This is a genomic window from Paenibacillus glycinis (assembly GCF_009909185.1).
Classification (GTDB): Bacteria; Bacillota; Bacilli; order Paenibacillales; family Paenibacillaceae; genus Paenibacillus_Z; species Paenibacillus_Z glycinis.
This window is the reverse complement of record NZ_JAAAMV010000002.1, coordinates 194,920-207,420: the sequence shown is the minus strand read 5'-3', so window position 1 is coordinate 207,420 and position 12,501 is coordinate 194,920. Positions and strand designations below refer to the sequence as shown.

At 61.1% G+C, this 12,501-nt stretch carries 10 protein-coding genes and 1 riboswitch; of the genes, 8 read left to right on the top strand and 2 right to left on the bottom strand.

Annotated features, from left to right (window positions below; genetic code table 11):
- The first annotated feature begins 22 nt into the window (after positions 1–22).
- On the top strand, positions 23–1,126 hold the full coding sequence (locus GT019_RS05005; protein WP_161741650.1) for a GerAB/ArcD/ProY family transporter: 1,104 nt from the start codon (positions 23–25) through the stop codon (positions 1,124–1,126).
- Positions 1,127–1,306: 180 nt separating this feature from the next.
- On the opposite strand, the gene GT019_RS05000 is transcribed toward GT019_RS05005, so the two are convergent.
- Entirely contained in the window at positions 1,307–1,600 is a 294-nt protein-coding gene (locus GT019_RS05000) for an ArsR/SmtB family transcription factor (protein WP_161741649.1), read from the bottom strand.
- Between the two features lie 236 nt (positions 1,601–1,836).
- Positions 1,837–2,958: a copper amine oxidase N-terminal domain-containing protein gene (locus tag GT019_RS04995; protein ID WP_161741648.1), complete on the bottom strand. Its 1,122-nt coding sequence runs from the start codon at positions 2,956–2,958 to the stop codon at positions 1,837–1,839.
- Positions 2,959–3,083: 125 nt separating this feature from the next.
- Positions 3,084–3,142: riboswitch (purine riboswitch) on the top strand.
- 89 nt (positions 3,143–3,231) lie between these two features.
- Here GT019_RS04995 and ade point away from each other — a divergent pair.
- From ade to GT019_RS04960, 7 genes are all read left to right on the top strand, one after another.
- Positions 3,232–5,010 carry an adenine deaminase gene (gene ade / locus GT019_RS04990; protein WP_161741647.1) on the top strand — a complete coding sequence of 593 codons (1,779 nt, stop codon included), beginning with the start codon at positions 3,232–3,234 and terminating at the stop codon, positions 5,008–5,010.
- Between the two features lie 87 nt (positions 5,011–5,097).
- Positions 5,098–6,339 carry a winged helix-turn-helix domain-containing protein gene (locus GT019_RS04985; RefSeq protein ID WP_161741646.1) on the top strand — a complete coding sequence of 414 codons (1,242 nt, stop codon included), beginning with the start codon at positions 5,098–5,100 and terminating at the stop codon, positions 6,337–6,339.
- A gap of 192 nt (positions 6,340–6,531) precedes the next feature.
- Entirely contained in the window at positions 6,532–7,899 is a 1,368-nt protein-coding gene (locus GT019_RS04980; RefSeq protein ID WP_161741645.1) for an RNA polymerase sigma factor, read from the top strand.
- A 144-nt stretch (positions 7,900–8,043) separates the two neighbouring features.
- The gene (locus GT019_RS04975; protein ID WP_201755245.1) at positions 8,044–8,859 is read left to right on the top strand and encodes a hypothetical protein; all 816 of its coding nucleotides are present in this window, start codon (positions 8,044–8,046) and stop codon (positions 8,857–8,859) included.
- On the top strand, positions 8,837–9,295 hold the full coding sequence (locus tag GT019_RS04970) for a hypothetical protein (RefSeq protein ID WP_161741644.1): 459 nt from the start codon (positions 8,837–8,839) through the stop codon (positions 9,293–9,295). Before GT019_RS04975 ends, GT019_RS04970 begins: the two co-directional genes overlap by 23 nt.
- 264 nt (positions 9,296–9,559) lie before the next feature.
- Positions 9,560–11,881, top strand: a complete 2,322-nt coding sequence (locus tag GT019_RS04965; RefSeq protein WP_161741643.1) for a xanthine dehydrogenase family protein molybdopterin-binding subunit — start codon at positions 9,560–9,562, stop codon at positions 11,879–11,881.
- 256 nt (positions 11,882–12,137) lie between these two features.
- Positions 12,138–12,434, top strand: coding sequence for a hypothetical protein (locus GT019_RS04960; protein ID WP_161741642.1), 297 nt, complete (start codon positions 12,138–12,140; stop codon positions 12,432–12,434).
- Positions 12,435–12,501: the final 67 nt, after the last annotated feature.

Below are 12,501 nucleotides of genomic sequence, written 5' to 3'. Positions count from 1 at the left end.
GGACGGGAGAGGAGGAGCGAACGTGCGAATCAAAGGACTCATGAAGATCACGGGATCGCAGTTCATCTGGACGCTGCTGATCATCGACGGCTGCAACTTCATTCCGTTCATCAAAACCGCGATCGTCGAGGCGAAGCAGGACGCGTGGATCTCGATCCTGATCGCCGGCTTGTCGGCCATCGTCCTGACGCTGCTTCTCGTTCGATTGAGCCTGATGCATCCGGGGAAAACCCTGTTCGGCTTCAGCCGGGCCGTCTTGGGGCCGTGGTTCGGCCGGATCGTCGTCCTGCCGTATTTTGCGGCCTGGATCTCGATATCCGTGATGATCCTGCGCTATAGCGGAGATTTCATACAGAGCGTGCTGCTCGACAAAGCGCCCGTGTGGGTGGTCATGCTGATCCTGTCGATGCTGATGGTCTACTCCGCGCATGGCGGGATCGGCGGGATCGGACGGTATAACGAAGTCGTCGGACCGGTGTTCTTCATCACGACCGTCGTAAGCTTCTCCCTGAACGGCCGCAATCTGCGATGGGAGCGGATCCTCCCCGTCTATTACGATAACGGCTGGCTGCAGATCGCGAAGGGGGCTGTGCCGTTGACGACGCTGCTTGGCGGCGAATCCCTGCTGCTGCTCGTGCTAATCGCCTTCATGGCGAATCCCCGCAAAGCGCCGTTGTTGTCCTCCATCGCGCTCGGCGGGACGACCTTGACGTTCGTCGCGCTTACCGTGCTCTCCTTATCGGTGTTCGGGCCGGCGCTCGCGGTAAGGCTGCAGGATCCGTTCTTCTCGTTCATGCGTACCGTCGACATCATGGAATTCATTCAGCAAATCGATATTTTCATGTTCTCGCTTTGGATCTTCGGCATCACGACGATCTTGTCCGCGCACCTGTTCGTCGTCAGCTACGAGCTGTCGCAATGGCTCAAGCTCAACGATTGGTACGCCTTGATCTGGATCATCGCTCCCGTGATCTTCGTCGCGGCGCAGCTCAGTCCGGGAGCGACCATGTACGGCCCGTTTTTTAATTGGTGGAGCTATTACGCCTTCCCGGTGTGCGGCATCGGCATTCCGCTGCTGCTGTGGATCGCCACGCTCGTCGACGGGAGACGTCGGCGGGCAGGCTGAACCTGCGATTCGTTTCTTCTTGACGCCGCCGAATTTCTCCGATACCTCCGGTCGCATGCATCCGGATGACGGCCTAAGGGCGGAGCGGAGGCGGGCAAAGGAAAAGAGGAGCCCGGAGGCTCCTCGACATGCGGGGGAAATCGAATGGTCAAGCATTGCCGCAGCCGGGCGCGAAGGCGATTATTGGTCGCGCGAGAAAATTTCCGAGAGCTGGTCGACGTACGCTTGCAGGACGTCGCGCTGCAGGACGAGACTCATGAATTTGCCTTCGCGAAGGCTTACGATCAAGCCGGCCGTCTCCAGCTCCTTCAAGTGATGGGATACGGTCGCGGCGCTCACGTTATGGGTATCGAGCAGCACGCCGCAAGGAAGCGGATCCGGGGTCGCTCCGATTTCCCTGAGCATCTGAAATCGCCTCGGTTCGGCCAAGGCGCGGGATATTCTCGAAAATTGCTGTTCCGTTAAGGCAGTCATGCCGGCGATCTCCTTTCCTCGGGTTTGGGTTTCGTTCGTCATGCCGACGGCACGAGATTAGTCTAATCATAGCATATTCGGCCGGGGATTTCCCTGCCGGAACGCCGCCGGCCGCGAGCGGGTCCGAGTAAACGCCGAAGGCCGGCCATCGAAGTCGATGGCCGGCCGCCTGGATATTAACGTGATTAATTACCTTATTTATTAACGGGATTAACAATCCAGTCGCCTGCCGAGGTTCATGACTTCGCTTGCGGCGTGAATACGGCGTGTATGTCGGTGAAGTAGAACGTGCTGAGGCCCTCGTAGCCGGAATCCGTCCCGATAACGAGATAGGCTTCTCCGTTCGCGCCCGTCGTCACGACGGCGCTCAGCTGCATCGGCTTGAGCTGGTAGCCTTCCTTGGACCCGTCCGGTTTGCTGGCGTCGCCGACCAGCTTCATGTCCTTGCCGTCCGTAGCCTGGTTTCCTTTATCGAGGTTCATATGGTAGGACGAATCCATGCCGGAGTCGAGCACCTCGACGGATTTGGGCTCGGTGTTCGTCACGCCCGCCTTGACGTATACGGATTGGCCGGGGGAACCGCCCACGCCGATCGAATCGGACGCTTCGTTCGTCGCCAATCGGAAATCCAGCTTGACGTCGTACGTCGTGCCCGGCTTCAGGCCGTCCTTGGCATCGAGCTTGCGCGCGACGAACATGAAGAGGTCGTCGCTGCGGTTCATGCCTTTGACCATGAGGCCGTTCAGCTGCTTATGGTCGATGACGGGCAGCGGCGACCATTTGTAATCCAGCTGGTAATCCGCGCCGGCATGCTCCACGGGCAGGTCGGCGAACCCGCCCGTCCAGCCTTGCGCGTCCTTGGCGAAATCGAACCGGATCGCGACCGGCTTGTCCGCGACAGGGGCGGATGCGGTGACGACGGCCGAATTGTCCCGAAAATCCACGACGCCGCCGAGGGCGCCGCCGACCGCTCTGAGCGGAACGTAGACTTTGCCGTTTTTATTTTGGATCGCGGCGGGAAGCGCGACGGACTTGCCGTTTGTCTGCAGGCGGCTTCCTTTAACCAGGATCACGCGGTTGCCTTGGGTCAGCGTCAAGCCGCCGTCCTTCCAGGCTGCCGAAGCGTTCAAGCCTTCGGCAAGCTCGCGCACGGGCACCATGAACGTGCCGTTCTGCGAGTACGGCGCCAGCTGCACCTTCACTTGTTCGCCGCCGACCGTGATCAGCGGATTGCCTTGTTGGAAGACGACGCTGCCGCCGGCGTTCGGGGCGCCGGCCGCCGCGTTCGCTTGCACGGCGGACAGCGAGCCCGCCAGCACCGCAGAGAGCATCAGTAGGGATTTTATCGTAGGTTTCATCGGTAGGCCTCCTCAAGTTAACTGCATTCCCATAGACGGCGCCGGCGCCGAAAAGGTTGCGGACGAGCCGCATTGACGGGCGTCTTGGATCGTATTATGATGGAGGCAGTCAACCGAATAGGCGAGTATAACCTCAATGATATGGTTTGAGGGTCTCTACCAGGAACCGTAAAATCCTGATTACGAAAAGCGCAGTCATGCTTTTTTGTAGTCGGGTTTTTTTGCGTCTATCATGAACGGCAGCTGCGAATACGAAGAGGAGGGTGAGCAAAAATGAACAACGGAATCGAAGACAAGGCACGAAGAAAAAGCGTCGAAGATGCGGCGCTAAGCAAACGAATCGCGGTCGCCGGCAAGCAGATGCCGGCCGATCTGGTCGTGAAGGGCGGCAGGATCCTGAACGTGTTCACGGCCGAATGGATGGAGGGCGATATCGCGATCGCGGACGGGGTCATCGCCGGCATCGGCACGTACGAAGGGAGGGAAACGCTCGACGCGGACGGCAAATATATCGTTCCCGGCTTCATGGACGGGCATGTGCATGTCGAGAGCTCCATGCTGGCTCCGCGCGAGTTCGCCAAGCTGCTGCTGAAGCACGGCGTCACCTCTGCCTTCACGGACCCGCATGAGATCGCGAACGTAGCGGGGACGCGCGGCATCGACTATATGCTGAATCAGGCGGACCGGCTTCCGTTCGACATGTTCGTCCTGCTGCCGTCCTGCGTGCCGGTCACGCCGTTCGAGAGCAACGGCGCACGGCTGGAAGCCGAGGACCTGGCCCCTTATTACGCGCACCCCAAGGTGCTCGGGCTGGCTGAAGTGATGAATTTTCCGGCGGTCGCGAATCGGGAGGCGTCCATGCTGAACAAGCTCCGGGGGGCCAGTTCGAAGCATATCGACGGCCATGCGGCGGGAATCGACCGCGAAGGTTTGAACGTCTATATGGCCGCGGGCATCCGCACGGATCACGAAAGCGTCACCCGCGAGGAAGCCAAGGACCGGTTGGACCTCGGCATGCACCTGATGATCCGGGAAGGGACGGTCGCGAAAAACCTCGATGCTCTGCTGCCCGCGATTACGCCGCGCAACGCGGGAAGATGCTTGTTCGTGACCGACGACAAGCTGCTGGACGACCTGGTCGAGGAAGGCAGCGTGGATCACGTCGTGCGGCTCGCGATCGCCAAAGGGCTGGATCCGATTACCGCGATCCAGATGGTCACGATCAATACCGCGGCTTGCTTCGGCCTGCGCGACAGGGGCGCCATCGCGCCGGGCTACTTGGCCGATTTCCTCGTGCTCGACGAGCCGAGGGACGTCAAGATTCACGCCGTTTACAAGGAAGGCCGATGCGTCGTGGAGCAGGGGAGCGTTCGCGAGGGAGCTTTTCCGGAACCGCCGCCGTCGCTTAAGCAGGCCAGTTCGTTGACGTCGCTGAATGCGAAGCAAGCGTCGCTGTCGGACTTCGCGCTTCCGATATCGTCCGATTCGTGCCATGTGATCGAGATCATCCCCAATCAAATCGTCACGCGTCGCTTGAAGGAATCCGTGGATATTCAGGACGGCATGTTCCGTCCCTCCGCGCAGAAGGATCAGCTGAAGCTTGCCGTCGTCGAGCGGCACCGCGCGACCGGGAATATCGGGCTCGGGATCGTCAAGGGCTTCAAGCTAAGCCGCGGCGCGATCGCTTCCAGCGTGTCCCATGATTCGCATAACATCGTGATCGCCGGCGCATCGGATGCGGACATGCTGGCCGCGCTCGAGCAGGTCGTCCGGCAGGGCGGCGGATTGGCGGTCGTGTCGGAAGGGACGGTCATCGCGTCCTTGTCCCTGCCCGTGGCCGGCTTGATGTCCGATCGCCCGTACGGCGAGGTGTACGAGGAGCTGCGGCAGGTGAACCGGGCGTTGGCCGCCATCGGCGCGCAGCCGTCCTTCAATCCGTTCTTGACCTTATCGTTCCTGACGCTGCCGGTGATTCCGGCGCTCAAGCTGACGGACCGGGGATTGTTCGATTTCGAGTCGTTCGGCCCTATCGCCGTCGAAGCGGGCGAATAACGGGCGTGACGAACAAGATGCGAACAAGCGCGGCATTGGTGTATAATGGTTGCAGTAAAAGCGACTTGGCGGGAGGGAATGGGGTCGATGGAACCGATACGAACGACGAAACGGGCGCTGCGGCGCTTCTTGCTGGAGAAGCAGCTGCTGGCGCCTCCGCTTGCGGGCGGTTCAAGCGCCGCGGCTGACATGCGCCGGCGCGTGCTCGGCGTGATCGCCGAGCTGGAATGCATACAGATCGATCCGGTAGCGGCCGTGCGCCCGAACCAGCATCTGGCGCTGGCGGCTCGAATCGAAGGGTACGACCCCGGCATATTGAACGAGCTGCTGCGTGGGAACGACGTGTTCGAATATTTCGCGAATGCCGCCTGCATGATTCCGATGGCGGATTACCCGATATTCGAGCCGGTCCGGCAGCGCATGCGGGAGCGGACGAGCGCGCAGCTGGACGAGATCCGGCCGATCGTCGAGCAGGTGCTGCGCAAGCTGGAGAGCGAGGGGCCGCTCCCGGCCAAAGCGTTCGAATCCGATCAGCGGGTGCACGGCTATTGGGACAACGTCAACGCGACGACCAAAGCGACGTCGCACGCGCTCAATCTGCTGATGGACGCGGCGGAGATCCGAATCGTCGGCCGCGAGGGAAATCATCGCCTGTTCGACGTGGCGGACCGCAGCGTTCCGGCGGCGCTTCGGGAGGAGGCGGCGGGCATCGCCCCTGACGACGCGCGCGACCGGATGCTGCGCAAATATTGCCGCGCCTATCGGGTATTCGAGCCGAGCGACGCGCGATTCGGCTGGCAGAAGTTAAGCGCCCAGGAGCGAAGGGATGCGGTCAACGGCCGCATCGAAGCCGGGGAGATGGCCGCGGTCGCGATCGACGGGGTGAAGCAGCCGTATTATATCCTGACCTCGGATGCCGAGCGTCTCGACGTTCATCGGCAGGAAGAGGGCGGGCGGACAAGCTCGGGCGACGAGGAAACGCCGGTTCGCTTCCTTCCGCCGCTGGACAATCTGTTGTGGAGCCGCAAACGGCTCGAAGATCTGTTCGAATTCGAATACCGCTGGGAAATCTACACGCCCGCCGTCAAGCGCAAGTACGGCTATTACGCCATGCCGATCTTGGCCGGCGACCGCTTGATCGGCCGGATGGACCCCCGCCTCGACAACAAGCGCAAGCACCTGTCGGTGCAGTTGCTGCAAATCGATCCGGAAATCGCGTATACCGCATGCCTGAAGCACTCCGTGCACGAGGCGCTCGAGGCGTTCGCCCGCGCGCACGGGGCGGAGACGGTGTCGGTGGAGCAGCATGCGATCGGACTAGGCTCGTGAAGCAAAGCGACGCCGAATGTAACGTTCACCGCAAAAATAGTTTGCGTTTAGAAGCCGCACGCGCTGCGGCTTTTTTGCTTCTCGCGCAGCGTGCGCTGCCGCTCGCCAGGCGAGCCGGGAAAAAATTGTTGCGGCGCAGCAAGGAACAATTTGGTATCCTTGATGGACGATTAAGAGTATGGGGAGGTCCGCATGGAGGAGGAGTATCTCAAGCACATCGCGCGTCTGAGCTCGCCCGAGATCGACGCGCTTGTTCGCCGTTATTGGCAGGATGTCCGGCAGTACGCGTATTTCTTGACCCGAAAGGAGCGGCTGGCCGATGACATCGCCCACGACACGTTCATCCGGGCGTTCCGCGCGGTCGATTCGTTCCGCGGCCAAGTCGCTTTCCGGAGCTGGCTGTTCGCATTCGTCCGGAAGGCGGCATTCCTTTCCCGCGTCACGGCCATTCGGCCAAAGGCAACCACGGCCGGATTGCTGCCGCCCGACGGACGCTCGGGATCGGCGGAACCGAAGTCCTCGAGCAGCGAGATCTCCATCTCGGGGGAGATTTGGCCCGCCGTTATGCAGCTTCCCGGCAGATACCGCGAAATCCTTGTTTTGCATACGCATTATGGCTTGGCCGGCACCGAGCTGGCGAAGCTGCTCGGCATTGCCGAAGGCAGCGCGAATGCCCGTCTTCGCCGGGCCCGAGCGAAGCTCGCCAAGCGAATGCGGGAGGCGGGACCGCGGAGCATGGATGCAGCGTTCTTGGCTGACGGTTTACTCGCCGAGCGAAGGCCGTCTCATGCTGCGGCGATTCGAATGCCTTCCGAATCCCGCATTGCCATCATTGAAAGGGAGGTTTCCGGCATGCCGCGTCCAACCGCTCGACGAAGAAAGGCCTGGATCGTCTGGTCCGGCGCCGTCTTGACGTTTCTCATGTTCTTGCTGGCGCTGGGCTATGCCTACGAAACCCCGGGCGGCATCGCGGATTGGCGGTACTCCCGCGCGATCGGGATGTCCGGGACCATGAGGATCCCGATCGGCCATACGCCGGAGGAAGCATTCCTGAAAATGGGGAATTCCGGTACGCCGATGCAGCTCATCCACGAGGCGCATCTCGACGGCGGCGCGCTGCTGTTCATGAAACGGAATACGACCGTCGGCGGTACCGACCTGCAGCTCGAATTCGTCCGCAAAACCTGGCTGGGGTGGAAGTGGGTCATGGGCGGAGGTTACGGCATGTCGGTCGCGAAGGAGGGGACGGAGGCGTTGAATTACATGAGCATGCCCAGGCTGCCGGCCGGCGGAACGGGTCCGTTCCCGATCGTCTTCGGCCAGCTCTCGTCGCCGCTCGTTGCGAACGTTAGGGTAACGACCGGCGGCCCAGATGCAGGCGAATATCCGGCGCTTATCGCGTCCGTCGGCGCCGGCGGGCGGATCTGGTTCGCCGTGCTTCCGAAGACGGCCGCCCCTCCGTACGGCATCGAAGCGCTCGACGATCGCGGCGCGATCCTCGCCAGCGAGTCATTCGAAGATCCGCGAGAGTCCGGCAGCCTTCCCATGCCGAAGGCTTGATCGACCTGGAGTTCAAGTTCAGCGGCGAGGGTAACCGGCGGACCTCGCCGATGCGGCCGCGCTGCCGGGAACGGCATGAATGCAACCAATGATTGGGGGCAATATACCATCATGCGGCCGGTATGGGCATAGGATCTTGAGGTGATGACGATCGATAATTTCGGGAATCCGTATCGCGACAAGCGCTACAAAGCACTCGTCAGTTTGGTGGGGACAACGCAGCTTCATAAAAGAAGCCCTTACGTCATCGGCTTTTGGTCGATGGCCTTTCCCGGATTCGGCCATTTGCTGCTGAATAAATATCTTCGCGGGTACGCGTTGATATTATGGGAAATGTTCATCAATCAGAAGATCCACTTGAATATGGCCATCGTCTATTCGTTCAACGGGCAATACCAGGCTGCCAAAGACGTCATGGACCCCAAGTTCATGTCCCTCTATATTCCGGTCTACTTGTTCGCCATCTGGGACAGCTACCGTTCGGCGGTGGACATCAACAAAGTCTATCTGCTCGCGCAAAGAGAAAACGCCCGCTTCAACGAATTCAGCATCGGCGCCGTCGAAATCAATTACCTCGATAAGCGCAAACCGTGGCTTGCGTTGGTGTGGTCGATGGGGATCCCCAGCATGGGCCAGCTGTATCTGCACCGTCTCCTGCTGGCTACGTTTATCTTGGTGACGACGATCGTCCTGGTCTGGCAAGCCAATCTGGTCCTTGCTTTGCATCTCGTGATTATCGGGGATATCCGTGCGTCCGCGACCGTCGTGAACATGCAATGGCTCTTGTATTTTCCCTCCCTGTATTTCTTCACCGTCTACGACGCTTACGCGAACACGGTGGAAGCCAATAAATTATTCGACGACGCGCTGAAAAATTACCTGTTGCGCAACTACCAACCGGCAGGCACGGTGGTAGCAATCGGAGAAAAGGTGGACCATGCAAATATTCGCCACGTTTGAATATACGAATTTGCTCGAAATCGCGATTACGGAGCTAGAGGAAAAGGGCGTCTCTAGCATCTACGCGGTACCGCTCGAGCCGTGCAAAAAAGAACCGCGGCTGCTGGACGGCATGAACCGGGCCGACGGCATGTCTTTTATCGATAAAGGCATGATCTTGGCCTTCATGTTCGCTACGGTCGGGGCAAGCAAAGGATTCGTATGGGCGTGGGGGCCGGTCATCTGGGGAATGATCGGCGCGGGAGCCGGCTTTCTAGCAGGCTTGGTCTGGAGTTGGGCGATCTATCTCGTCCATAATCGGAGAAACAAGTCCCGAATCAAGAAAGGGAAGCGGGGCGAAGTCATCCTGATCGTGACCTGCGAAGCTGATCAGCACGCCGTCGTCGAGGATATTCTCTGGGATCATCGGGCGCTCGGTTTAGCGAAGACAACGTAACCGGGCTTTGGCCGCAACGTCTGTTCCAATGCATGATAAAGAGGTATCCCGTCTCCAGGGATGCCTCTTTTTGCTATCGCTTCCATGCAGCCCGATACCCGGCCGGCAGATCCGCGCGGGCAACCCATTAGATTCGGCCTGCGCGAATAGGACAACGTCCGCCGGCAATACGATGTAGATAGAGGCGCGACTGCGAGCGGAACGTCCCGTTCGGATTCCTCGGTCAAGCCGTTCAGTTTCGCCGGAAGGGAAGCGTGGTGCGGGATGGAAACCATCGGGAAAAGCGTGCCGAGAATCGAATCGCGGAAAAAGGTGACCGGAACCGCCAGATACGCGAACGACGCGCAAAACGCGGACCAGCTGCATGGCTGGCTGGTGACCAGCCCTTATGCGCATGCGCGCATCGTCAGGATCGATTGCGCCGGGGCGCTGGCGGCAAGCGGCGTGCACGCGGTGGTCACGGGCGCGGATTATCCGGTGCTGACCGGCACGGTGCTGGCCGACCGTCCGCCGCTCGCCGTGAACAAGGTTCGGTATTTCGGCGAGCCGCTCGCCGTCGTCGTGGCGGATACGGAGCAGCTCGCGAAACGGGCGGCGGCGCTGATTCGGGCGGAGTTCGAGCCGCTCCCGCTCGTGCAATCGCCAAGCGAAGGCTTGCGGCCGGATGCGCCGCTCGTTCACGAGGAGCTGGGCGGCTACGAGAAATTCGGCGACGTCTATCCGGTGCCGGGGACGAATATCGGCAATTTCGTCAAGATCCGCAAAGGCGACATGGAAGCCGGGTGGGCGGCCAGCGAAGTCACGGTCGAGGGCGAATTCGCCTTCGATTCCTCCGACCACTGCGCCATGGAGCCCCGATGCTCCATCGTCGAAGCGATGCCGGACGGCACGATCGACATCCAGACGAGCACGCAGGACCCGTTCTTCATCAAGCGGCTGTTCGAGCGCTACTTCCGGGCCGAACAGAAGAAGGTGCTCGTCCATACCCCGCTGGTCGGCGGCGGCTTCGGGGGGAAAGGCTCGATTCAGCTGGAATACATCGCCTATATCGCCTCTCGGGCATGCGGCGGCAGGCCGGTCAAGATCAACAATACCCGCGAAACGGATATCGTGAGCTCGCCCTGCCACATCGGTCTGGAAGCCAAGGTCAAGCTCGGCGCGACCCGCGACGGCAAACTGACGGCAGCGGAGATTACGCTGCTGTTCGACAACGGCGGCTACACCGACAACGGCGCCATCGTAACGACTTCGGCCGCGGTCGACTGCACCGGACCGTACCGGATCGACCATGTGCGGTGCGACGCGCTCAGCGTCTACACGAACCATCCTTACGCGACGGCGTTTCGCGGCTTCGGCCATCTGGAGAATCATTTCTGCATGGAGCGCGCGATGGACTTGCTTGCCGAGGAACTGCGCATGGACCCGCTGGAGCTGAGACGGCGCAACGCCATCTTGCCGGGGGACACGACGCCGACGCAGGCGCCGCTGGACCGCAGCAACCTGGGCGACTTGCCGGCATGCATCGAAAGGTTGAAGCCGCTCATCAAGTGGGAGGGAGGCGGACGCGTCGCGGTCGCGGGCGACCTCGTCAGGGCGACCGGGGTGGCCTGCATCTGGAAAACCTCCGGTTCCGAGATCGATACCGGCTCCGGCGCGATCTTGACCTTCAACCATGACGGCACGATGAACCTCACCGTCGGCGCGGTCGAGATCGGCCAGGGGAACCGGACCGTCATGGCGCAGCTGCTCGCCGAACGCATCCGCGTGCCCGTCGACCACGTGCACGTCATGCTGGACATCGATACGCAGGTTACGCCCGAGCATTGGAAGACGGTGGCGAGCAGCAGCACGATGATGGTCGGCAATGCCGTGCTGGACGCGGCGGACGATGCCGTCGCGCAGCTGAAAGCCAATGCGTCGCTCGTGCTGAAGCGTCCGGCCGAAGCGCTCGACTTCGGCGGCGGATACGTCTTCGTTCGCGACGATCCGAGCGCGAGGCTGAGCTTCGCTTCGCTCATGAGCGGCTATATGTATCCGGACGGCAGCGCGGTCGGCGAACCCGTCATCGGCCGCGGCCGCAACCGGGTCCATGGCCTGACGCGGCTCGATCCCGAGACGGGCAAGGGCATCCCGGGCGAGCAGTGGACGGTCGGCGCGGAGGCGGTCACGGTCGAATACAACACGCGCGATTGCACGTACCGGATGCTCCAGGCCGTCTCCGTCATCGATGCGGGCAAAGTCATCAACGCGGCGACCGCGCGGGGACAGGTGACGGGCGGGATGAGCATGGGGCTTAGCTTTGCGACGCGGGAAGCCTTCCTGTACAACGAAGACGGCATCGTGCTCAACCCGCAGCTGCGTTATTACAAGCTCATCCGTTACGGCGAGACGCCGGAGTACGTCGTCGACTTCGTGGAAACCCCGTACCTCCAAGGGCCTTACGGCGCCCGCGGCATCTCGGAGCACGGCACGATCGGCATGCCCGCGGCGCTGGCCAATGCATTGTCGGTCGCGGCCGGCGTCCAGCTTAACCGCTTGCCGCTGACGCCGGAGCAGATATGGCGATGCACGCAAGGGCTTCGGTGATTCGAGGATTGTTCGGCGAGACCCGCGATAACCGCGCCGTAATTTTATATCGCCGAGCTTTATATCGTCGAACAAAAACCCTGCCGAAAGGCGCGGTTTTTGTTCGGCGATTGCCGGATTTCTTGACTTGCAGCCGGTCGATTTTATTCGAACCTGCGTCCGATGCGGCTCAGGCGGGTATATAGAGGTTGTGCAAGACTCCTTCAACCGGTTGGAGAACGCAAGCCTAAACTGCTTGTCCAAGGAGGAATCCGTCATGAAAACGATGTCCGATTTACACCGCACGGGAGAACAGGTCGAAGAAACGGGCAGGTACGTCTGCGAAATCGGCGAAACGAAGCAGCTAAGCCGCGGGGATTCGTTTCCCGCCTGTCCACGGACGGGAAAGGCCACGAACTGGCGGCATGCCGACCATGAGCATAAGACGGGCCAGTCCGTAACGGAAGCCGGCCGGTACGTCGACGCGAGCGGCCAGCAGGTGGAGCTGAAGGTCGGAGACGCCTTCCCGAGCTGTCCGAGTTCGGGCAAGGAAACGGGCTGGAAGCATCTATAACCGAGCTTGGAGCATTGCTGCCGATCTGGCGGCTCCATCATCATAACGAAAGAAAACGGTCCGCGTT